Origin of the sequence: Pseudaminobacter soli (ex Zhang et al. 2022) (assembly GCF_014595955.1) — a bacterium.
Taxonomy (GTDB): Bacteria; Pseudomonadota; Alphaproteobacteria; order Rhizobiales; family Rhizobiaceae; genus Kumtagia; species Kumtagia pseudosoli.
Genome location: NZ_JABVCF010000010.1, coordinates 235,268 through 257,129, shown reverse-complemented (window position 1 = coordinate 257,129; position 21,862 = coordinate 235,268). Strand labels below are relative to the sequence as shown.

The window sequence follows — 21,862 nt, the reverse complement described above, 5'->3', positions numbered from 1 at the left end:
TTCCAACACGGACACACCCTCCATGACAGACCTTTACGAGGCGGCCTGGATTTGGGTCGCCAAGGGGGCCGGCGCGGTCGCGGGCTCCGCGATCTCGCTCGCCTACATGCTGCCGACGGGCCGTCGCGAAGCTGCGATCCGCTTCGCCGTCGGGCTGGTCTGCGGCCTGGTGTTCGGCGGCACCGCCGGCCTGAAGATCGCGACCGAACTTGGTCTCGAGGAGACGATCGGCTCGACCGAGCTGGCCCTCATGGGTGCGGCGGCCGCGAGCCTGAGCGCCTGGTGGGCGCTGGGGCTGCTGAAGCGGATGTTCGCCGAGGGGCTCGGATGGATTTTCAACGGGAGCGGGAAATGATCGCGAGGCGCGGTGCATGCGAGCGCAAATATGCGGAACTCGCGCTGGACGAGGTGGAGGCCGACGGTGCGTTCTCCGGCTATGCCAGCCTGTTCGGCGCGGTCGACCTCGGCAAGGACATGGTGTTGCGCGGCGCCTTTGCCCGCTCGATCCGCGAGCGCGGGGCCGCCGGCGTGCGCATGCTCTACCAGCATGATCCGGGCGAGCCGATCGGGGTCTGGACCGAACTCAAGGAAGACACGCGCGGCCTGTTCGTGCGCGGCCAGTTGGCGAAGGACGTCGCAAAAGCGCGCGAGGTGCTTGCGCTGATGCGGGCCGGCGCGCTCGACGGGCTCTCGATCGGCTTTCGCGCCGTCAAGGCGCGCGCCGATGCCGCCCGCGGCGTGCGGCAGATCGTCGAGGCCGACCTTTGGGAAATCTCGATCGTCACCTTTCCGATGCTGCCCGGTGCGCGCGTCGAGACGGTGAAGGGCAGGCGCGCGCTGCCGACGATCCGCACTTTCGAACGCTGGCTCACGCGGGATGCGGGGCTGACGCGCGGCGAGGCCAGGGCGGTGATCGCCCGCGGCTATGCCAGCCTGGTGGCCGAGCGGGATGCTGCACCGGGGACGACAGCCGACCTCGTGAACCGGCTTCGCGAGGCGACACGCATGATGCACATCAAGAGGATGAAAGCACGATGACTGAACTGGCGAGCCCGAGCGGGCTTGAGACAAAATCGGCGGACGCCGACCTTGCCGACGCGTTCGGCGAGTTCATGACGACCTTCGAGGCGTTCAAGGCCTCCAACGACGAGAAGCTGGCGCAGATCGAGCGAAGGCTCGGCGCCGACGTGGTGACCTCGGACAAGGTCGAGCGCATCTCCACGGTGCTCGACGAGCACAAGCGCAGGCTGGACGATCTCGCATTGAAGCGGCTGCGGCCGGCGCTCGGCAGCACAGGACGGGAGGCGCCTTCCGAGCACAAGGCGGCGTTCGACGCATACCTGCGCCGCGGCGACGAGCGGGCGATGCGGACGCTTGATCTCAAAGCGATGTCCTACGGCTCCGGAGCCGACGGCGGCTACCTGGTGCCGGACGAGATCGAGGCGGAGATCGGGAAGAGGCTGGCACAGATCTCGCCGATCCGCTCCATCGCTTCGGTCCGGCAGGTCTCTTCGGCGGTGCTGAAGAAGCCTTTCGCCATCAGCGGGCCGGCGGTCGGCTGGGTGGCCGAAACCGCTGCGCGACCGCAGACCGCGTCGCCCACGCTGGACGAGCTGCAGTTCCCGACGGCCGAGCTCTACGCCATGCCTGCGGCGACGCCGGCGCTGCTCGAGGACGCGGTCGTCGACCTCGACCAGTGGATCGCGGCGGAGATCGAGACGGCCTTCGCCGAGCAGGAAGGCACGGCCTTCGTGACCGGCAACGGCACCAACAAGCCGAAGGGTTTTCTCGACTACACCAAGGTGGCCGACGCGAGCTGGACGTGGGGTCAGATCGGCTATGTCGCGACCGGTATTGCCGGTGGCCTGCCGACAAGCAACCCCTCCGACAAGCTGATCGACCTGGTCTATGCCCTGAAGGCGGGCTATCGCCAGAACGCCACTTGGGTGATGAACCGCAAGACCCAGGCGTCGATCCGCAAGCTCAAGGACGCGGACGGCAACTATCTCTGGCAGCCGCCGGCCGGCGCCGGGCAGCGTGCGATGCTGATGGGCTTCCCGCTCGTCGAGGCGGAGGACATGCCGGACGCGGCAACCGATGCGACGCCGATCGCCTTCGGCGATTTTTCGCGGGGCTATCTCGTCGTCGACCGGACGGGCGTCAGGGTGCTGCGCGACCCGTACTCTGCAAAGCCCTACGTGCTTTTCTACACGACGAAGCGCGTCGGCGGCGGTGTGCAGGACTTCGAGGCGATCAAGCTGATGAAATACGGCACGACCTGAGCGCTCACCTTTGAAGCGCAGGGCAGGCGGGCCTCCTCCACCGCCTCCCCAAAAGACGTGCCGTCGCGGCCCTGGCTCACCCCAGCCAGGGCCGCTTCTTTTTCTCCCATGTGGAAGTGAATGATGACGCTATTGCGCACCGTAGAGCCGGCAGTCGAACCCGTCACCGTGTCCGAGGCGAAGGCATTCCTGCGCATGTCCGGAACGGCCGAGGACGAGCTCCTGGCCGGGCTGATCAAGGCTGCCCGCGAGGATGTGGAGCGTGCGACGGGACTGGCCCTCATCGAGCAGGACTGGCGGCTCGCGATCGATTGCATTCCTACCAATAAGGTCGTGCTGCTGATGCGGCACCCGGTGCGGGAGGTTGTCTCAGTCACCGCCTATGGAAGCGAGGGGGAAGCCTCGCTGGTGACGCCGGGCAGCTACCAGGTCGATCTCATCTCGCGTCCGGCGCGGCTGCTGTTCGTTAACAGGCCGCCAGCGACGCGGGCGATGAACGGCCTTGAGGTGGATTTCCGGGCAGGTTTCGGAGAGTCGGGCGTAGACGTGCCGGACCTGCTGCGCCGGGCGATCCTGGTGCTGGTGGCGCATTGGCACGAGTTCCGCGCCAGCTATGGCCCCGACGAGCAGCCGGTCTCCTATCCGCCCCAGTATGAGCGTATGATCGCCGGCTACCGGGACCGGAGGCTCTGATGCGCTCCACCTTCATCGATCCGGGTGCGCTGAGACAAGAATTGCTGCTGCAGGCTGCCAGCCTCACGCCGGACGGGCTGGGTGGGCATGACACGGAGTGGACGGAAGTCGCGACCGTGTTCGGGCTGATCGAGCCTGTCGCGCAGAAGGCAAACTTCGGCGCAGGCCAGACGCTCGAAGAAAACACGCATCGCATCACCATACGACATCGGGTGGATGCGGCGAGCGGCATGCGCCTGATAAAGCAGGGACGAGTCTTCGACATCGCAAGCGTCCACGATCCCGACGAGTCCGGGCGCTATCTGATCTGCCTGGTCAGGGAAGTCGGCCTGTGAAGGTGACCATGGCATTGACCCTGGACGGGATGATCCGGGCGCTGCGGGCAAGAGCGCATGGGTTGGCCGATGCCTTGGAGGCTGGTGAGCCCACCGTCGATTCGTCGCCCGAGAGAGCCGATCGAGTCATGCCCGCCGGCAGACGAACTGTGTTGGAGGACGAACGCCATGAGCGCCGCGATTGAGCTGCAGAAGGCCGTTGTCGCCGCCCTGACCAGCGACAACGCGCTCGTGGGCCTGCTTGGCGGGGCGAAGGTGTACGACCACGCGCCGCCGCAAGCGAGCTTTCCATATATCACGCTCGGCAGGACCAGCCTGTTCGACTGGAGCACAGGGACGGAAAGCGGCGAGGAGCAGATCCTCACCCTTCATGTCTGGTCGAAGGGTCAGGGCAAGAAGCAGGCCCTGGAGATCATCGAGCGGGCCGGCGAGGCGCTCCGGCCAGATGCGCTGGCTCTGACCGGAGTCCACCTGGTCTGCTTCCGCCAGGAATATTCGGAGGTCCGCTTCGACGAGGACCTCTCCGTCTATCACGGGCTGTTGCGGTTCCGGGCCTTGGTCGAACCGAACGCCTGAGCGGCGGCCCCACACATCATCACCAGGAGATCGAAATGGTTGCGCAGAGGGGCAAGGACCTCTTGCTGAAGATCGACACCAATGGTCTAGACACTTTCGTCACCGTCGCGGGATTGCGTTCGAGGCGGCTCGCCTTCAACAGCGAAACCGTCGACGTGACCGATGCCGACTCCGCGGGCCGCTGGCGCGAGCTTCTGGCCGGCAGCGGCATCCAGCGCGCGTCGGTGAGCGGCTCGGGCATCTTCAAGGACGCTCAGTCGGATGCTTCGATCCGGTCGCGCTTCTTCGCGGCCGAGATCGTCGTGTGGCAACTGGCGGTGCCGGATTTCGGCATCGTCGAAGGCCCGTTCCAGATCACGGCGCTGGAATATGCGGGCAATCACGACGGCGAGGTGACCTTCGAGATCGGTCTGGAATCGGCGGGCGCGCTGAGCTTCGAGGCGGCGCCATGACGGTGAACCGCAGACGCGGCGAAGTGGCCGCCGAACTGGATGGGCGCAGCTTTCGTCTCTGCCTCACGCTGGGAGCGCTGGCGGAACTGGAGGCGGCATACGAGGCCGAGGACCTGGGGGCGCTGGTCGAGCGGTTCGGCAGCGGCCGGCTGTCCGCCCGCGACCTGATCCGCATCACCGCGGCGGGCCTGCGCGGCGGCGGCAACGACATTTCCGATCAGGAGGTTTCCGCAATGCAGGCCGAGGGCGGTGTGGCGGGCTTTGCCGCGATCGTATCCGAACTGCTGGCGGCAACCTTTGGCGCGAGGGGGAGCGGATCGCTGGACCCTCGGTGACCGCGGCAGGCGGATTGGGCGAATTCCCATGGGAGCATGCAATGGCCCTGGGAGTCGGCGTGCTGCGGCTTTCCCCAAAGGACTTCTGGTCGATGACCCCTCGCGAGCTCGAACGCGCGATGAGCGTCCATTTCGGCCGGGCTCCGGCTGCGCCGAAGCGCAGTGAGTTCGCGGCCCTGATGGCTGCCTATCCGGACAAGTAGAGGAAAATCCATGGCTGAGAAGGTCGAGGTCTCGATCGAGGCCGACACGGAGCCGTTCCTGACCGCGCTGGACAATCTGCAGCGGCTGTCAGCCAGCTTCGGCTCGCAACTGGGCGGCGCGCTGCGCAGCATTGCCGTCGACGGTAAGGAGGTCGACTCGGTGCTGCGTCGGATCGCAGTCAGCCTTGCGGGCACGGCCCTGAACCAGGGCCTGCAGCCGCTGCAGGGGCTGCTCGGATCGATGCTGTCCAATGTCACGGGCGCAGCGTTCGGGCGGGCAGGGGCAGGGGTCGTGCCCTTCGCGGCTGGCGGAGTCGTGTCTTCGCCGACCTATTTCCCGATGGGAAACCGGCTTGGATTGATGGGCGAGGCCGGGGCCGAGGCCGTCCTGCCGCTCCGGCGCGGTTCGGATGGACGGCTGGGCGTGAGCGCCCCCGCAAGCTCTCCTCCGGTCAACATCGTCTTCAACGTGACGACGCAGGACGCAGCCTCGTTCCGCAAGTCCGAGGCGCAGGTGACCGGCATGTTGGCGCGGGCGGTTTCGCGCGGCGCAAGGACCCTCACTGAGGTGGCCATGACCGAACTCACCGGCTTCCACGATGTGCGCTTCCCCACCGCTGTTTCGTTCGGCGCGACAGGCGGTCCGGAGAGGCGGAACGAGATCGTAGCGCTGACTTCCGGGCGCGAGAAGCGCAACGCCCGCTTCGCGCATTCCCGCCACCGCTATGACGCGGGGACAGGAGTGCGGTCCCTCGCCGATCTCTACGAGATCGTCGATTTCTTCGAGGCGCGGCGCGGATCGCTCCATGCTTTCCGGTTCCGCGACCCGTTCGACATGAAGTCGTGCCGGGCGGATCTTGCTCCGTCACCCACGGATCAATCGCTTGGTACGGGCAACGGGACGCGTGCTCGATTCGCCCTGGTAAAGCGCTACGGCACTGGCGCGACGACCTATGTACGGCCGATCCGAAAGCCGGTGCTTTCCAGCCTGCAGGTCGCGGTCGCCGGGGTGGTCGCGGCGTCGCCCGGCGACTACGGCTTCGACGTCGCCACCGGCGAGATTGTCTTCACGCCCGGTTCAATCCCTTCGGCCGGCCAGGAAGTGACCGCCGGCTTCGAGTTCGACGTTCCTGTACGCTTCGACACGGAGCGGCTGGAGGTCGGCATCAGCGCCTTCAAGGCCGGCTCGATCCCGTCCATTCCGCTAATTGAGGTACAGCTGTGAGCGTCTATCCAGAGGCACTCGCCGAACATCTCGAGGGCGGTGCGACGACTGTTTGCCACTGCTGGTGGCTGATGCGGCGCGACGGCGTGACCAAGGGGTTTACTGACCATGACCGCCCTCTCACGGTGGACGGCACGAGCTTCCAGCCGCTGACCGGGTTCAGCGCGACCGAGGCGCGGGACACGCTTGGGCTTGCGGTGGACACGGTCGATCTCGAGGGAGCGCTTTCGTCGGACGAGATCGACGAGGCGGACATCCAGGCGGGCCGGTACGACGATGCGACGGTCGAGACCTTGCTGGTCAACTGGGCCGACCCGCAGCAGTTCGCGCGGCTTCGCGTAGCCACGATCGGAACCATCACGCGGCGGGATGGCGCCTTCGTTGCCGAGCTGAAGAGCCGGATGCACCAACTCGACCAGGTCAATGGCCGGGTGGTGACGCGGCTATGCGATGCCGAACTCGGGGATGCGCGCTGTCGGTTCGACCTCGACCAGCCCGGCTTCTCGGCGCCCGGCGCCGTTCTGTCCGTGACCACGCCGGAGATCCTGAGTGTCTCGGGCCTGGGCGGATTCCGGCCGGGATGGTTCTCGCTGGGACGGGTCGAGTGGACGAGCGGTTCGCTCGCCGGTGCACGCTCCTTCGTGGAGGTGCACGCAAAGGTCGCGGAGAGCGTGGAACTCTCGCTGCGCCTGGCGGATGGGCCTTCACCTGAGGCCGGCGACCGTTTCGTCATCCGCGCAGGCTGTGACAAGGCTTTCGCGACCTGCAAGGCAAAGTTCAACAACCCGCTCAACTTCCAGGGCTTTCCGCACCTGCCCGGCAACGATGCCGCCTACGGTCATGTGGTGGACGGCGGCATCTTCGATGGCGCGCCGCTCGTGCCATGAGGGATGCCCAACGCGAAAACATGGCAGCAGCCGTTGTCGCCGAGGTGCTTACCTGGATCGGTACGCCGTATCGGCATCAGGGCAGGCGGAAAGGGGTCGGGTGCGACTGCCTGGGCCTGGTCATCGGGGTCTGGACGGCAGTCTACGGCATTGCGCCCGAGGAGCCGGGCTCGTACTCGGCCGATTGGGCGGAAGCAGGCGGCGAGGACCGCTTGCTGGAAGCGGCGAGGCGATGGTTCCGGGAAAAGTCTCCTGCCCAAGCTGCGCCCGGAGATCTGTTGCTTTTCCGCTGGCGAAAGGAACTGCCGGCGAAACACGCCGCAATCCTGAGTGCGCCGGATCGCTTCGTCCATGCCTATGAAGGCACTGCGGTAGTGGAGAGCGCGCTGGTCCCGCAATGGAGGCGGCGCATCGCGGGCGTCTTCGCCTTTCCGGACAGCCCCTGAAAACGGATCATCATGGCCACCATTCTTCTGCAGGCTGCCGGCGCCTATCTCGGCGGCGCGCTGGGTGCTGTCGGAGGCATTGTCGGCTCCGCGGTCGGCGCGCTCGCAGGCTACGCGATCGACCGGGCGCTGATCGACAGCACGCGCCGGATCGAAGGACCGCGGCTGACCGGGGCGCGTCTCTTCGATGCCGAGGAGGGATCGCCGATTCCGCGTCTTTACGGCACCGCCCGCCTCGGCGGGATCATGATCTGGGCGACCCGTTTCGAGGAGGACCGGACGACGCGCCGCCAGGGCAAGTTTGGCCCCAAGGTGACCGAGTACGAGTATTACGGCAATGTCGCCTTCGCGCTTTGCGAGGGCGAGATCGCCGGCGTGCGGCGGGTATGGGCGGACGGCCGCGAACTGGACCTTACGGGCGTCGAGATGCGCGTGCACAAAGGCACGGCGGATCAGCAGCCGGACCCGATGATCGAGGCCAAGCAGGGCGCCGGCAATGCTCCCGCCTATCGCGGCCTCGCCTATGTCGTCTTCGAACGGCTGCCGCTGAGCGAATATGGCAACCGTATTCCGCAGTTGCAGTTCGAGGTGCTGCGGCCGGTCAGCGGATTACGTGAAAAGATCCGGCGCGTGGTGCTGATCCCCGGAGCCATCGAGTATGGCCTCGACCCGCGCCTCGTAACCAAGAAGCTGCGTCCTGGCGAGACTGTGCCCGAGAACCGGCATGTGCTGTTCGCGGGAACCGATCTCGTCGCCTCGCTGGCCGAACTCCAGGCCGAGTGCCCCAACCTCGAAGACGTTGCGCTGGTGGTGACCTGGTTCGGGGACGACCTGCGGGCCGGCCACTGCAGGATCCGACCAGGCGTCACCACGCATGCAGACGGCTACTCCAGGCCGTGGCGAGTCTCCGGCGTGACCCGCGCCGATGCGCCGGTAGTGTCGAGCTATGGCGGCGGCCCTGCCTACGGCGGCACGCCGTCCGACGACTCGGTCATGGCAGCGATCGCCGAGATCCGCTCGCGTGGTCTCAAGGTGACGCTCTACCCGTTCCTGATGATGGATATCGCGCCGGGCAACAGTCTGCCTGACCCCTACGGCGGCGATGCACAAGCGCCCTACCCCTGGCGCGGGCGAATCACCTGCTTTCCCGGTCCGAGCCGGCTTGCAAGCGCAGACAAAACTGCGGCCGCGCGCTCCCAGGTGGAGGCCTTCTGCGGCTCGGCGGCGCCCGGCGACTTTTCAGCCGGTGCCTCGACAGTGGTGTTTTCAGGCCCGGCGGCTGACTGGGGCTTCCGGCGGCTGGTTCTCCACTATGCGTATCTGGCGCAGGCCGCCGGCGGAGTGGATACGTTCCTTATCGGATCCGAGATGCGCGGCGTCTCCACTCTGCGGGACGAGACGAACGCCTTTCCCTTCGTTGAGGTGCTCTGCGAACTGGCCGACCAAGTGAAGGACCTGCTTGGCGCGAAAACAGCCGTCTCGTATGGCGCCGACTGGTCGGAGTATTTCGGGCATCAGCCGACAGACGGATCGGGAGACGTGTTCTTTCATCTCGATCCGCTCTGGGCACGTTCGTCGATAAGCGCCGTCGGCATCGACAATTACATGCCGCTGTCCGACTGGCGCGACGCCGATTACCACGGCGGCAATCCGGATGGTGCGAGCGGTCCCTATGATCCGGGAGCGCTGCGCAACGCGATCAATTCGGGCGAGGGGTTCGACTGGTACTATGCCAGCTTCGCGGATCGGCAGGCGCGGCTGCGTTCGCCGATCACGGACGGCGCCTACGGCAAGCACTGGATCTTTCGGTACAAGGATCTCGCCGGCTGGTGGTCGAACCAGCATTTCAACCGCGTAAGTGGCGTCGAGCTTGCTCCGCCGACGGAGTGGGTGCCCGGTGGAAAGCCGATCTGGTTCACCGAACTCGGCTGCCCGGCGGTCGACAAGGGGCCTAACCAGCCCAACGTCTTCGTCGATCCGAAGTCGAGCGAAAGCTTCACGCCCTACTTCTCCAGCGGCGGGCGAAACGATCTCGCGCCAAGGCGATTCCTGGAGGCGCATGCGGCACATTGGGATCCGGCTAGTCCTACCTTTGACCCTGCGGAAAATCCGGTCTCGCCCGTCTATGGCGGGCGCATGGTGGAGCATGAGCGGACCTATGTATGGTGCTGGGATGCGCGTCCCTTTCCCGCCTTCCCGCTCCAGAGCAATACCTGGTCCGACGGTGAGAACTGGCGCCTCGGCCATTGGCTGAATGGCCGGCTGGAAGCCCCCGACCTGGGTTCGCTGACCAACGCAATCCTCGCCGACCATGGGCTGCCGCGCGCGGATGTGGCGGAAGCAGACGGCACGCTGCAGGGCTACGTCGTCGATGAGCCGGGCTCGGCACGCGCTGCCCTGGAGCCGCTTGTTGGCCTCTATGGCCTCGCGGTCTGCGAGACGGCGGAAGGACTGATCTTCCGCTCGGCGAGGGCGCGCTCGATCGAGCCGGTCGAGATCGAGGAGATGGTCGTAGACGATCGCGGCGCGACCATAGAGAGGGTCCGCACCCCCGATCATGACCTGCCTGCGGAAGTCGTGCTGGTCTTCCGCGATCATCTGATCGGATTTCAGACCGGCGCGGTGCGCAGCGTCCGCGCAGATGCTGCTGGCAGGCTGCAGCGGACGCTGAGCTTTCCCGGCGTGCTCGAGCGCGAGCAGGGGACGGCTTTCATTGCCGATTGGCACCAGCGCGTATGGGCGGAACGGGAGTCCGTCTCGTTTGCGGTGGCGAGCTATAAGCCGGGCCTGGAGCCTGGGGCGGTGATCACGCTGCCCGAAGCGGGCGGATCGGAGTTCCTCGTCACCGATGTCGAGGACGGGCTGGTGCGGCGGCTGAAGGCTCGGCGCATCGATCGCACCGCGCCCTCGGCCTCGGTGCCTGTGCTGTACGATCCGCCGGCAGTGCAACCGATCCACGCCGGAACGCCGCATGTCCTGTTCCTTGACCTGCCGACCATGACGGGCAAAGCAGCAGCCGAGGAGCAGTTCCGGGTCGCGGCCTGGCAGAAGCCGTGGAAGCGGCAGGCGGTGCTCGCCTCGCCGGAGACGACCGGCTTTACCCTGCGTGCCATGATTGACCGTGCAGCGCGTATCGGCGAACTGGCCGAAGCACTTCCGCCAGGCGGCTTCGAAGGCAGGGTGGACCGCTCCGCCTCTCTTGTGGTCGCGCTCTATGACGCGGCGGTGGAAAGCGTCAGCAGGCTGCAACTCTGCAATGGCGCGAACGCCGCGGCGTTACGGTCCAATGGCGGCGCATGGGAGGTGCTGCAGTTCCGGTCGGCCGAGGAGATGGAGCCGGGCACCTGGCAGTTGCAAGGCCTGCTTCGGGGCCAACTCGGAACAGGCGACGCGATGGCGCTGGGCGCGGCCATCGGCGCCCCGTTCGTCATTCTCGACGCCGACGTGCGGCCGGCGGGGCTGTTGCCCGGCGAGATCGGACTGGCCCTCAACTGGAAGGCTGGGCCGTCGGGTACCGTCGTTTCCGATAAAACTTTTGTTCGCCAGCCGGCGGTCGGCGGGGTTCGAGCCAGGCTGCCGCTATCCCCCGTGCACCTCAGATGCCGCAAGCAGGCGGGCGGCGACCTGATTCTGTCCTGGGTGCGGCGCAGCCGTGTCGACGCGGACGACTGGGCAGCGGCTGAAATCCCGCTCGGCGAGGAGCGGGAGGAATACCGGATCGATATCTCGGCGGTAGGCGGCAACGTCCTGCGGTCAGCGACGGTAGGCAGCCCGAGCTATGTCTACACCGGGCCCGGGCTGGTCGCCGACTTCGGCGGAGTTCCGGCTGCGTTGGAGGTGACGATACGCCAACTCAGCCTGGCAGCGGGTTGGGGGCTTCCCGCGATACGACGGTTCGAGCTCTGACCGGAGAAAGTTGGTCTGCACCGGCCCCCCCGCTGAGTGCCTTCCTGACCAAGTGAATCCGCTTTCCAACCCCCCTCCACCCTCTGAAAGGACTAGACATGACCAGCGTCAAACCATGGTATTCGTCCCGCACGGTCTGGGCAGCGATTGTCACCGTCCTGATGGCGCTCTGCGGCTTGTTCGGCGTTCCACTCGACGGTTTCCACGAGTCGGAGATGGCCGACGCCCTGCTGCAGGCGGCAACGGCGATTGCGGGCATCGTGGCGTTGATCGGGCGACTGGTCGCGAAGTCGCGCATAGGTTGAGGGCAGAACGAAATCGAGCAAAACCATTCATTCGGCGTTCAGACCGGTTGGGCAATAACGCTCTCATGAAACGGTGTTCCGACATGCTCCGATCGTTCTTCGCGGCGCTGCTCGCGGTGTCCTTCCTGGTGCCGCAGGCAGAGGCCGCGATGCCGGGCCTGGCAAAACCCAGCTTCGAAGAGGCGACGCTTCTCGTGCGCTCCGACTGCTATGCGGTCGGACAGCAGGTTGCTGCGCAGAACGGCGGCACGCTGGCGCGCGCCAGCCAATCCAAGCAGGGTGGGCGTGCCGTATGCGTCATTGTCGTACTGGTGCCCGGCAAGGACGGCCAGCGCCCCCGCCGGCGCGAAGTGGTCGTGCCGCTGGAATGACTACTTCGCCTTCCTCCTGCCGAATAGTCGGGTAGGTTGAGATCCTTTCATCGGATGATTCCATGCGAATACTCGTCGTCGAGGATGACAAGGATCTCAATCGGCAACTGACCCAAGCCTTGAGCGACGCGGGTTATGCCGTCGACAAGGCCTGGGATGGCGAAGAGGGGCATTTCCTCGGCGACACCGAGCCCTATGACGCGGTCGTGCTCGATGTCGGGCTCCCTCAGATGGACGGGATCAGCGTGGTCGAACGCTGGCGTCGTGACGGACGCAAGATGCCGGTGCTGATCCTGACCGCGCGCGACCGTTGGAGCGACAAGGTCGCCGGTATCGATGCGGGCGCGGACGACTACGTTACCAAGCCGTTCCACATCGAGGAGGTCCTTGCCCGGGTCCGCGCGCTGATACGGCGGGCCGCAGGACACGCCTCGTCGGAACTGATCTGCGGGCCGCTCAGGCTGGACACCAAAGCGTCGAGGGCCGACATAAACGGCACGCCCCTGAAGCTCACCTCGCACGAATTTCGGCTGCTCGCCTACCTGATGCATCACATGGGCCAGGTCGTGTCGCGCACCGAACTGGTCGAGCATCTCTATGACCAGGATTTCGACCGGGATTCCAACACGATCGAGGTATTTGTCGGCCGGCTTCGCAAGAAGATGGGCATCGACATGATCGAGACCGTGCGCGGACTCGGCTATCGCATCCGAGAGCCGGAGGCGTGACAAGCATCTCGGGCACGGAGCATTTTTGGGGACGCTGGCTTCCGAAGCTCACGCCCCGCTCCCTGGCGGCCCGGGTAGTCGCTCTATCCACGATCTGGGTGATCGTCACCCTGATCATCATCTTCAGCGTGATCGTTGCGCTCTACCGCCAGACCAGCGAGCGCGGCTTCGAAAGCCTTCTGTCGGCGCATCTCTTCAATCTCATCGGCTCTGTCGGTGTTTCCGCGAACGGATCGCTGACCGGGTCTCCCGACCTCGGCGACTTGCGGTTCTCCGAGCCGCAATCGGGCTGGTACTGGTCGGTCGAGCCGCTTTCGCGAGGGCTCACGGGTGAATTGAGATCCCTGTCGATGATGGGGCCCATACCCTCGCCGACGACGGCCGAGGTGCCGTTCGACGTGAGCTTCCAACGCACCTACCGGACCCGGGGCATCGCCGGCGAGGACCTCGAGGTCATCGAGAACGAGTTCGTGCTCGACACCCTCAATCGGGTGGCGCGGTTCCGGGTAATGGGAAACCGCAGCGAACTCGAGGCCGAGATCGCCAATTTCCAGTGGCAGCTCTTCACCTATCTCTCTCTGTTCGGCCTCGGCACCATCGTCATCAACGCGGCGGTCATCCTGCTGGGACTGCGGCCGCTCGCGCGGGTCCGCGAAGCGCTTGCAAAGGTGCGCGAGGGCACGGCCCAGCGCCTCGGCGGAAGTTTTCCGAGCGAGATCGCACCGCTGGCCAACGAAACCAACGCGCTGATCGAGAACAATCGCCGGATCGTGGAGCGGTCGCGCACGCAGGTCGGCAACCTTGCGCACTCGCTCAAGACGCCGCTCGCAGTCCTCCTAAACGAGGCAAGGTCGATGGGGGATGAAAGGGGCCGGATCATCGCCGAACAGGCGACCGCTATGCAGAGCCAGTTGGAACACTATCTGCAGCGCGCCCGGATAGCGGCGCAGCGCGACAGTGTCGTCTATCGGACGCCGTTGCGCCCGCTGCTGGAGCGGATGGTGCGCGTCATGTCCAAGCTGAACAGCGGGATCGACCTCACCTATGCTCCGCCCGCAGCCGAAGTGGTCTTCGCCGGCGAAGGCGAGGATCTGGAAGAGATCGTCGGCAATCTCCTGGAAAACGCCATAAAGTGGGCGAGGGGGCGGGTTTCGGTTGTGGTTGCGCCTGCCGCTCGCGATGCTCATCCGATGTTCGCGATCGCGATCGAAGATGACGGTCCCGGTATCCCCGACGAGAAGGCGCGCGAGGCGCTGCAGCGCGGAAAGCGGCTGGACGAGACCAAGCCGGGGACTGGCCTGGGGCTCGCGATCGTTTCCGACCTGGTAAGGGAGTATGGCGGCACGCTGGAACTGGGCCGCTCCTCGCTGGGCGGCCTGAAGGCAGTTGTCTTGCTACGCAGTGTTCAGTAGATGAGCCGGAGCAGGGGCGGTAGGCGGGCCCGATTTCGGCCAAACAACAATCCTATTGCGGCGTCCGGTGCTCGGCACGCGGCTTCCATCGGTGGTGGATATGAAGTTTCGTACGATGCTTCTTGCCGGTCTGGTGGCCGTGTCCGGCTGCACGACCATGTCCGGGACCAAGACCGGGGACTCGAGTCCCGCCACGCCTAGGCCGACCGGCGGAAACGCCAGAATGGTGGGCGGCCTCATCACCGGCTCGCTGGGCGAGGGGTTCGGCTCTGGCGACCGGAAGAAGGCGCTCGAAGCAGAGTATCGCGCACTTGAATACACGCCGAGTGGCCAGGCAGTTACCTGGAGCGGCGACCGTGCGGGCCGCTCTGGCGATGTTGTTGCGGCACAACCATATAGGGTAGGGTCGCAGGATTGCCGGCAGTACACGCACCGCGTAGTGATTAACGGCACCACCCGGACCGCCCGCGGCACGGCATGCCGGAACGTGGACGGAAGCTGGGCAACGCTGAGTTGAGGAGTGCCCCGGCCGACGGTCAATCAGCCGCAGCGTTGGCGAATTGGCACATTCCGCTGGGGCGGGTAATGGAAGGCTCATGCTGTTCTGGATCATTGCCGCGCTGCTGACGCTGGCTGCAAGCCTGGCGGTGATCGTTCCCCTGGCGAGCCCGCGGCGTCGCGCCGTGGGCGAACGCGATCATGATATCGAAGTCTACAAGGACCAGTTGAAGGAACTGGAGCGTGATGCCGCGCGTGGGTTGATCGGCGCAGCCGAGGCCGAGGAGGCCCGTGCCGAGATCGGACGGCGCATCCTGAAGATCGCATCGCGAGACGATGGGACGAAAGAGGCGTTACGGAAGCGGTCTCTGGTGCCCGTCATTGCCACCGGAGCGGTTCTCGCAGTGCCGCTCGTGAGTTGGGGGCTCTATGCTGCGATCGGCTCCCCCGCTTTGCCTGCGCAGCCGCTTAGCGCCCGGCTCGGAGCCGATCCTGCGAAGAGCTCGATCGAGGAATTGGTCGCACGCGCCGAATCCCATCTCGCGTCAAACCCGGAAGACGGTCGGGGGTGGGACGTGCTCGCACCTGTCTATCTGCGCACCGGGCGCTTCGCCGATTCGGTCGCAGCATATCGCAGCTCGATTCGGCTGGAGGGAGAGACGCCCGCGCGCCTCAGCGGTCTCGGCGAGGCAATCGCCGGTGCGGCCGGGGGGATCGTGACGGCGGAGGCACGCGCGGCTTTTGCGAAGGCCGCCGAACTCGACACGAAGGATCCCAAGGCACGGTTCTATCTGGCGACCGCGGATGCCCAGGAGGGGAAGCTCGAGGACGCGGCGACCGCCTGGCGCAAGATGCTTCAGGACCTGCCGGCCGAGAGCCCCTGGCGTGGCGCCGCGCGGGACGCGATCGCCGAAGCGGAGCGACGCATCGCGGTGGCGAGGGGTGAAGCTCAGCCAGGACCGACGCAGGACCAGATCGATGCGGCCGCGGCGATGTCGGACACCGATCGCGCCGCCATGATAAACTCCATGGTGGAAGGCCTCGATGCGAAGCTGAGGCAGAATCCGCAGGACCCGGAGGGCTGGATTCGCCTCGTGCGTTCCTACGCAGCGCTCGGCAGAACAGACGAGGCCAAGGACGCGCTCGGAAGGGGCCTGCAGGCATTGGACGGCAGCAGCGAGGACGGGAAGCGGCTGCTGTCGCTCGCTGCCTCTCTGGGTTTGGCTTTGGCGCAATGAACAGGCGCGAGCGGGCGGGTTGAACGGCAAATGACACGCAAGCAGAAAAGACTGTCCGTCATCGCAGCAGGGTTGGCCTTCCTCGGCGCCGCGACAGGGCTCACCTTCTATGCGCTAGGGCAGAAGGCCTCTTTCTTCTACATGCCAACCGAACTGCAGGCGACGACGCTGCAGCCGGGACAGCGCATCAGGCTGGGCGGCCTCGTCGAGGCGGGCACGGTAAAGCGCGGGGAGGGAACGCAGGTTTCTTTCTCGGTGACCGACAGCGAAAAATCCGTTCCGGTCACTTATGTCGGCATCCTTCCGGACCTGTTCCGGGAGGGGCAGGGTGTGATCACCGAAGGGACGATGCGGCCCGACGGCGTGTTCGCCGCCGACACGGTGCTTGCCAAGCATGACGAGAACTACATGCCGAAGGAAGTCGCCGACAGCCTGAAGGAAAAGGGCGTGTGGCAGGACCAGCCGGCGAAGTCGGGGTCGTGACATGATAGTCGAAGCCGGCCACTTCGCTCTCGTACTCGCCTTTGCGCTGGCGTTGGTGCAATCCGTTGTGCCGCTCGCCGGCGCACGCATCGGCGAGATGCGGCTGATGGCGGTGGGCGGCCCGGTCGCCCTGGCCGGATTCGCGCTCGTCGGCATCGCGTTCGCGGCGCTGACGGCAACTTACATTCAGTCCGACTTCTCGGTCGCCAATGTCTGGGAGAACTCCCATTCGCTGAAGCCGATGCTCTACAAGGTGACCGGCACATGGGGCAATCACGAAGGCTCCATGCTCCTGTGGGTGCTGATCCTCACCTTTTTCGGCGCTCTGGTCGCAGCCTTCGGCCGCAATCTGCCGGCGACGCTGCGGGCGAACGTGCTTGCCGTCCAGGGCTGGATCGGCGCGGCATTCCTGATGTTCATCCTGACTACATCCAATCCCTTCGCACGCCTTGATCCGGCGCCGTTCGAGGGGCGCGACCTCAACCCGATCCTGCAGGACATCGGTCTCGCGATCCATCCGCCGTTGCTCTATCTCGGCTATGTCGGCTTCTCGGTCTGCTTCTCCTTCGCGGTCGCGGCGCTGATTGACGGACGCGTCGACGCGGCCTGGGCGCGATGGGTACGGCCCTGGACGCTTGCCGCCTGGATGTTCCTGACCGGCGGCATCGCGATGGGCTCCTACTGGGCTTATTACGAGCTCGGCTGGGGCGGGTTCTGGTTCTGGGACCCGGTGGAGAACGCCTCCTTCATGCCCTGGTTGGCGGGCACCGCGCTTCTGCATTCGGCGATCGTCATGGAGAAGCGCTCGGCCCTGAAGATCTGGACCGTGCTGCTCGCCATCCTGACGTTCTCGCTCTCCTTGCTCGGCACCTTCCTCGTCCGCTCCGGCGTGCTGACCTCCGTGCATGCGTTCGCCACCGACCCGACGCGCGGCGTCTTCATCCTGGCGATCCTGGTGGTCTTCATCGGCGGATCGCTGTCGCTCTTTGCCTGGCGGGCCGGCAGCCTGACCGCCGGCGGCATCTTCCATCCGATCTCGCGCGAAGGCGCCCTGGTCCTCAACAACCTGTTCCTGACGACGGCCACCGCGACCGTGCTCGTCGGCACGCTCTATCCGCTGGTGCTGGAGGCGGTGACCGGCGACAAGATCTCCGTCGGCGCGCCCTTCTTCAATCTCACCTTCGGCCCATTGATGCTGCCGCTGCTCGTGCTCATCCCCTTCGGGCCGCTGCTCGCCTGGAAGCGGGGAGACGTCTACGCAGCCGCCCAGCGGCTCATGGCGGCTTTCGGCGGCGCTCTGCTCGCCATGCTCGTCACTTGGCTCGTCGTTGACCGGGTGACGGTCTTCGCTGCACTCGGGGTGGGGCTTGCCGCCTGGATGGTGCTGGGTGCGCTCACCGATCTCGCCCAGAAGTCAGCCCTCGGAACCGCCCCGCTCGGCGTCTCGATGCGCCGTCTGGCAGGCCTGCCGCGTTCCGTCTTTGGCACGGCGCTGGCGCATATGGGCGTCGGTCTCACCACGCTGGGCATCGCCGCTACGCTGGCCTTCCAGAGCGAGCACATCACCGTCATGAAGCCGGGCGACGTGGCTGATATCGACGGCCGCTCGCTGCGCTTCGAAGGCGTCGCGCCGGTGCGCGGGCCGAACTACACGGAGACCCGAGCGCAGTTCGTCTTCGCCAAGGACGGCCGGACACTGGGCGAAATCAGCTCGGCCAAGCGGCTTTACACGGCGCGCCAGATGCCGACCACCGAAGCCGGTATCCTGACGCTCGGCCTCAGCCAGCTCTATGTCTCGCTCGGCGATGCGACGTCCAACGGGGGCATGGTCGTACGAGTCTGGTGGAAGCCTCTGGTCACGCTGATCTGGCTGGGCGGACTTGTCATGATGATCGGCGCCGCCGTTTCGCTGACGGATCGCCGCCTGCGGGTCGGCGCGCCATCGCGAAAAGCCAGGACCGCTGTCGCGGCAGCATCGCAATGAGAAACCTCGCCCTCATTACCGCAATTCTGCTGAGTGTCATTGCCGCCGGTCCCGCCTTCGCGGTGCAGCCGGACGAGGTTCTGGCCGATCCCGTTCTGGAATCAAGGGCGCGAACGCTCTCGGCGGAACTGCGCTGCATGGTCTGCCAGAACCAGTCGATCGACGATTCCGACGCCGACCTCGCAAAGGATCTACGCGTGCTCGTGCGCGAGCGCCTGATCGCGGGTGACACCGACGAGCAGGTGCTCGATTTCATCGTCTCCCGCTATGGCGAGTTCGTGCTCCTGAAGCCGCGCCTCAGTGCTCGCAACGCGCTGCTCTGGGGCGCGCCGGTGGTTCTGCTAATCGGCGGCGCGCTGCTTGCGGTCTTCACTGTGCGCGCACGTCGGCGCGGTGCAGAGAGGCTTTCCGATGAGGAGCAGGCCAGGATCGCCAAGATACTGGACGGGGAGCGCGGCTGACGGGCCGACCCCTTTATATCAGCCTCTCAGGACTAAAGGTTCAGCCCGAAAACCCGCTGCGGCTGCTCAAAGCCTTTCAGCATGTGCACGCCGAGGTCCTCGGTCGCACCCGCGGGCAGCGCGTTGGCTACCTCTGGCGAGCAGACCGCGCGGCGGCCGAGTAGCTTCGCCATTCCTTCCAGCCGGCTCGCATGGTTCACCGTCGATCCCACCACAGTGAAATCGAGGCGGTCCGGGCTGCCGATGTTGCCGTATACGACAGGTCCGAAATGGAGCGCCACCACGAAGGGCGCGGGCGAATTGGCTTCATTCGCCAGGGCCCGTTTCGTCGCCTCGACGGCCTTCAGGCAGGCTCCGCAGATGTCTCCCCCCTTGCACTGGAAGACCGCAAGAACACCGTCGCCGATGAATTTCAGGATGTCCCCTCCTTCTTCGCGTGCGGCGTCGACCACGACCTCGAAATAGCTGCCGAGCCCCTCGAGCAGTTCGGGAGGTGAGGTTCGCTCCGATAGTCCGGTGAAATCGCGGAGGTCGGCGATCAGCACCGCTGCGTCCACCTCGCTCACGTCTCCCCGGTGGAACGCGCCGCCGACCACGCGCTCTGCGGGCCCATTGCCGAGATAGACCTCGAGAAGGCTGCGCATCGAATAACGCATTGCTGCCGGTTCGAGCGCCGCCGCGATTGCCGATGTGAGGCATTCCAGTAGCGCGACTTCGTCGGCTTCGAAGCCGCCCGGCCGATCGGTCGTGAAGGCTGCCACCTGGATGGACCCGTCGCCATATTCCAGCGGCAGGGCGACGTAATCGGTGCTCCCGGTCTCGGCAAGTTCGAACAGGACGGCGTGATCCCCGTCCGCGGAAAGGTTTTCCAGCGAACGCCGAAAGAAGCTCCGCGTCAGCATCACCCGTTCGAAGGGGCTCCCAAGGTAGGAAGAGGTGGCAAGCACGCGACGAGGCACCGTGTAACCCTCCGCCCCGCCGTCACGCGTCCACATCACGCCCCAGGCGCCGATCAGCGGATTGGATACGCGCTGCGAGATTCGGATTCGCCACAGCCGCATGCCCGCCTTCATCAGCCGCTCTGCCAAGCCTGCGACGACCTGTTCCGGAGTGCAATCCTTGCGCGCTGGCCCGATCAGCCAGTTCATCAGTTCTGATGCAAGGTCGGGGTCACTGATCTTGCGCATGGATCCGCTCCTTCCGGACGCCCATACACTGCCGGGCAGCCCAAACGTCGATGCCAACCGGCAGGTTCGGGCGCGTTATATTCACACGCCTTCCAACATTAACAAACTTTCACGCGTCAGAAATGGCGCTGTAATGTGCGTGCTCCTATCTCTCCTGCATCGGTTTTCGTCCCGGAAGGGTCCGTCTTTGAAGAGGATAGGATGAACATGAGCACATCGAACAAACCCGTTTCGTGGACTCGCTCCCGGCTCATGGCCGCCGCGGCGTCCATCGCTATAGCCGGTGCAATTGGCGTCGGCGCCGTCACTACAGGTACCGCGCCTGTTCTGGCCCAGGCCGTCAAGGTCGAAGCCCCGCAGGTACCGAGCTTTGCCGACGTCGTTTCCCAGGTGTCTCCGGCGGTCGTCAGCGTTCAGGTCAAGTCCAATGTCAGGACCACGTCCGATATGGGCACGCAGCTGTTCGGCGGTCAGGGCTTCGACGACCTTCCGGATGACCATCCGCTGAAGCGCTTCTTCCGCGAGTTCCGCGGCGATCAAGATGGCGGTCAGTGGCAGCAGCGCCGTGGCGGCCGTGAGCGCGCTCTTCCGCGTCCGACCGCGCAGGGATCCGGCTTCTTCATCTCCGAGGACGGCTACCTCGTCACCAACAACCATGTGGTTGATGGCGGCAGCGAGTACACGGTCGTCATGGACAACGGCGACGAGCTCAACGCCAGGCTGATCGGCAAGGACGCACGTACTGATCTTGCCGTGCTGAAGGTCGACGCCGATCGCAAGTTCACCTACGTCAATTTCGCGGAGGACAATCAGGTCCGCGTCGGCGACTGGGTTGTGGCTGTCGGCAATCCGTTCGGCCTTGGCGGCACCGTCACGGCGGGCATCGTTTCGGCCCGCGGCCGCGACATCGGCGCCGGTCCCTATGACGATTTCATTCAGATCGACGCCGCGGTGAACCGCGGCAACTCCGGTGGTCCCGCCTTCGACCTGAAGGGTGAAGTGGTCGGCATCAACACGGCTATCTTCTCGCCTTCCGGCGGCAGCGTCGGCATCGCCTTTGCCATCCCCGCAAGCACCGCCAAGGAGGTGGTGAAGGACCTGATGGATACCGGCTCCGTTAAGAGGGGCTGGATCGGCGTGCAGATTCAGCCGGTCACGAAGGATATTGCCGACTCGCTCGGCCTGTCCGAAGCCAAGGGTGCGATCGTCTCCGAACCGCAGGCGAATGGTCCGGCGGTAAAGGCCGGCATCAAGTCCGGTGACGTGATTACTGCCGTCAACGGCAAGCTGGTGAACGGCCCGCGCGAACTCGCCCGCATGATCGGCTCGATCAATCCGGGAGAAACCGTCGAAGTCACTCTCTGGCGCGACGGCAAGTCGCAGAACGTCCAGATGACGCTTGGCGAACTGCCGGAGACCCAGCAGCAGGCTTCGACCGACCGCAACCAGCAACAGAAGGCTGAGCCCTCCTCGCTGGCGGATCTCGGCCTCACGGTTGCCCCGGCCGATGACGGTAAGGGTCTGGTCGTGACCGACGTCGATCCTCAGAGCGATGCCGCCGATCGTGGCATCCAGCCGGGCGATATCATCACCTCGGTGAACTCCCGCGAGGTGAATGGGGCGCAGGACATCACCTCGGCCCTGGCCGACGCGGAGAAGTCCGGTCGCAAGGCCGTCCTGATGCAGATCACCCGCGACAACGGCAGCCGCTTCGTGGCTCTCCCGATCGCGCGGAGCTGACGCATCCTCCAGCGGTCCATCTCGGGATGGACCGCCGCTTTCCCGGTCCGGCCGTTTCCAGTCCTACCGGACCGGTTCGCGGCAGCAGGCGGCCCACAGCCTGCTGCCGCAACCC

Annotated in this window: 24 protein-coding genes; 23 read left to right on the top strand and 1 reads right to left on the bottom strand. The window is 65.7% G+C overall.

Annotated features, from left to right (window positions below):
• The first annotated feature begins 22 nt into the window (after window positions 1–22).
• The 22 genes from HUI96_RS19510 to HUI96_RS19405 all read left to right on the top strand — a co-directional run bounded on the left by HUI96_RS19510 (window position 23) and on the right by HUI96_RS19405 (window position 18,820).
• Window positions 23–355, top strand: a complete 333-nt coding sequence (locus HUI96_RS19510; RefSeq protein ID WP_188256340.1) for a DUF6107 family protein — start codon at window positions 23–25, stop codon at window positions 353–355.
• A complete protein-coding gene (locus HUI96_RS19505; RefSeq protein WP_188256339.1) occupies window positions 352–1,038 on the top strand; it encodes an HK97 family phage prohead protease in 687 nt (228 codons plus the stop codon). The genes HUI96_RS19510 and HUI96_RS19505 overlap by 4 nt, the downstream gene beginning before the upstream one ends.
• On the top strand, window positions 1,035–2,282 hold the full coding sequence (locus HUI96_RS19500) for a phage major capsid protein (protein ID WP_188256338.1): 1,248 nt from the start codon (window positions 1,035–1,037) through the stop codon (window positions 2,280–2,282). The genes HUI96_RS19505 and HUI96_RS19500 overlap by 4 nt, the downstream gene beginning before the upstream one ends.
• A 120-nt stretch (window positions 2,283–2,402) precedes the next feature.
• On the top strand, window positions 2,403–2,975 hold the full coding sequence (locus HUI96_RS19495; RefSeq protein WP_237684228.1) for a head-tail connector protein: 573 nt from the start codon (window positions 2,403–2,405) through the stop codon (window positions 2,973–2,975).
• Window positions 2,975–3,310 carry a phage head closure protein gene (locus HUI96_RS19490; RefSeq protein ID WP_188256337.1) on the top strand — a complete coding sequence of 112 codons (336 nt, stop codon included), beginning with the start codon at window positions 2,975–2,977 and terminating at the stop codon, window positions 3,308–3,310. The genes HUI96_RS19495 and HUI96_RS19490 overlap by 1 nt, the downstream gene beginning before the upstream one ends.
• Window positions 3,311–3,478: 168 nt before the next feature.
• Window positions 3,479–3,886, top strand: a complete 408-nt coding sequence (locus HUI96_RS19485) for a DUF3168 domain-containing protein (RefSeq protein WP_188256336.1) — start codon at window positions 3,479–3,481, stop codon at window positions 3,884–3,886.
• A 35-nt stretch (window positions 3,887–3,921) separates the two neighbouring features.
• The gene (locus tag HUI96_RS19480; RefSeq protein ID WP_188256335.1) at window positions 3,922–4,338 is read left to right on the top strand and encodes a phage major tail protein, TP901-1 family; all 417 of its coding nucleotides are present in this window, start codon (window positions 3,922–3,924) and stop codon (window positions 4,336–4,338) included.
• On the top strand, window positions 4,335–4,673 hold the full coding sequence (locus tag HUI96_RS19475; RefSeq protein WP_188256334.1) for a gene transfer agent family protein: 339 nt from the start codon (window positions 4,335–4,337) through the stop codon (window positions 4,671–4,673). The genes HUI96_RS19480 and HUI96_RS19475 overlap by 4 nt, the downstream gene beginning before the upstream one ends.
• On the top strand, window positions 4,670–4,876 hold the full coding sequence (locus tag HUI96_RS19470; protein ID WP_425299242.1) for a rcc01693 family protein: 207 nt from the start codon (window positions 4,670–4,672) through the stop codon (window positions 4,874–4,876). The genes HUI96_RS19475 and HUI96_RS19470 overlap by 4 nt, the downstream gene beginning before the upstream one ends.
• A gap of 10 nt (window positions 4,877–4,886) precedes the next feature.
• Window positions 4,887–6,101, top strand: coding sequence for a phage distal tail protein, Rcc01695 family (locus HUI96_RS30085; RefSeq protein WP_337918477.1), 1,215 nt, complete (start codon window positions 4,887–4,889; stop codon window positions 6,099–6,101).
• Complete coding sequence (locus HUI96_RS19460; protein ID WP_188256332.1) at window positions 6,098–6,988, top strand: baseplate hub protein; 891 nt, start codon at window positions 6,098–6,100, stop codon at window positions 6,986–6,988. Before HUI96_RS30085 ends, HUI96_RS19460 begins: the two co-directional genes overlap by 4 nt.
• 20 nt (window positions 6,989–7,008) lie before the next feature.
• A complete protein-coding gene (locus HUI96_RS19455; RefSeq protein ID WP_188256331.1) occupies window positions 7,009–7,434 on the top strand; it encodes an NlpC/P60 family protein in 426 nt (141 codons plus the stop codon).
• Between the two features lie 12 nt (window positions 7,435–7,446).
• The gene (locus HUI96_RS19450; protein ID WP_188256330.1) at window positions 7,447–11,340 is read left to right on the top strand and encodes a baseplate multidomain protein megatron; all 3,894 of its coding nucleotides are present in this window, start codon (window positions 7,447–7,449) and stop codon (window positions 11,338–11,340) included.
• Between the two features lie 98 nt (window positions 11,341–11,438).
• Window positions 11,439–11,645, top strand: a complete 207-nt coding sequence (locus tag HUI96_RS19445) for a hypothetical protein (RefSeq protein WP_188256329.1) — start codon at window positions 11,439–11,441, stop codon at window positions 11,643–11,645.
• An 83-nt stretch (window positions 11,646–11,728) separates the two neighbouring features.
• On the top strand, window positions 11,729–12,016 hold the full coding sequence (locus tag HUI96_RS19440; protein ID WP_425299241.1) for a hypothetical protein: 288 nt from the start codon (window positions 11,729–11,731) through the stop codon (window positions 12,014–12,016).
• Between the two features lie 62 nt (window positions 12,017–12,078).
• The gene (locus tag HUI96_RS19435) at window positions 12,079–12,744 is read left to right on the top strand and encodes a response regulator transcription factor (RefSeq protein ID WP_188256327.1); all 666 of its coding nucleotides are present in this window, start codon (window positions 12,079–12,081) and stop codon (window positions 12,742–12,744) included.
• Window positions 12,741–14,156 carry an ATP-binding protein gene (locus HUI96_RS19430; protein ID WP_337918476.1) on the top strand — a complete coding sequence of 472 codons (1,416 nt, stop codon included), beginning with the start codon at window positions 12,741–12,743 and terminating at the stop codon, window positions 14,154–14,156. Before HUI96_RS19435 ends, HUI96_RS19430 begins: the two co-directional genes overlap by 4 nt.
• Window positions 14,157–14,256: 100 nt before the next feature.
• Window positions 14,257–14,673 carry a hypothetical protein gene (locus HUI96_RS19425; RefSeq protein ID WP_188256326.1) on the top strand — a complete coding sequence of 139 codons (417 nt, stop codon included), beginning with the start codon at window positions 14,257–14,259 and terminating at the stop codon, window positions 14,671–14,673.
• Between the two features lie 79 nt (window positions 14,674–14,752).
• Window positions 14,753–15,892 carry a c-type cytochrome biogenesis protein CcmI gene (ccmI, locus tag HUI96_RS19420; RefSeq protein ID WP_188256325.1) on the top strand — a complete coding sequence of 380 codons (1,140 nt, stop codon included), beginning with the start codon at window positions 14,753–14,755 and terminating at the stop codon, window positions 15,890–15,892.
• 30 nt (window positions 15,893–15,922) lie between these two features.
• Window positions 15,923–16,375, top strand: coding sequence for a cytochrome c maturation protein CcmE (gene ccmE / locus HUI96_RS19415; protein ID WP_188256324.1), 453 nt, complete (start codon window positions 15,923–15,925; stop codon window positions 16,373–16,375).
• Between the two features lie 4 nt (window positions 16,376–16,379).
• Window positions 16,380–18,359: a heme lyase CcmF/NrfE family subunit gene (locus HUI96_RS19410; protein ID WP_188256371.1), complete on the top strand. Its 1,980-nt coding sequence runs from the start codon at window positions 16,380–16,382 to the stop codon at window positions 18,357–18,359.
• Window positions 18,356–18,820 (top strand): cytochrome c-type biogenesis protein, encoded by a 465-nt coding sequence (locus HUI96_RS19405; protein WP_188256323.1) that lies wholly within the window; start codon window positions 18,356–18,358, stop codon window positions 18,818–18,820. The genes HUI96_RS19410 and HUI96_RS19405 overlap by 4 nt, the downstream gene beginning before the upstream one ends.
• Before the next feature lie 32 nt (window positions 18,821–18,852).
• Here the strand turns inward: HUI96_RS19405 and HUI96_RS19400 are convergent, their stop codons facing one another.
• Window positions 18,853–20,007 (bottom strand): adenylate/guanylate cyclase domain-containing protein, encoded by a 1,155-nt coding sequence (locus HUI96_RS19400; protein ID WP_188256322.1) that lies wholly within the window; start codon window positions 20,005–20,007, stop codon window positions 18,853–18,855.
• A gap of 207 nt (window positions 20,008–20,214) precedes the next feature.
• Here HUI96_RS19400 and HUI96_RS19395 point away from each other — a divergent pair, with 207 nt between their 5' ends.
• Window positions 20,215–21,747, top strand: coding sequence for a DegQ family serine endoprotease (locus HUI96_RS19395; protein ID WP_425299240.1), 1,533 nt, complete (start codon window positions 20,215–20,217; stop codon window positions 21,745–21,747).
• Window positions 21,748–21,862 lie beyond the last annotated feature (115 nt).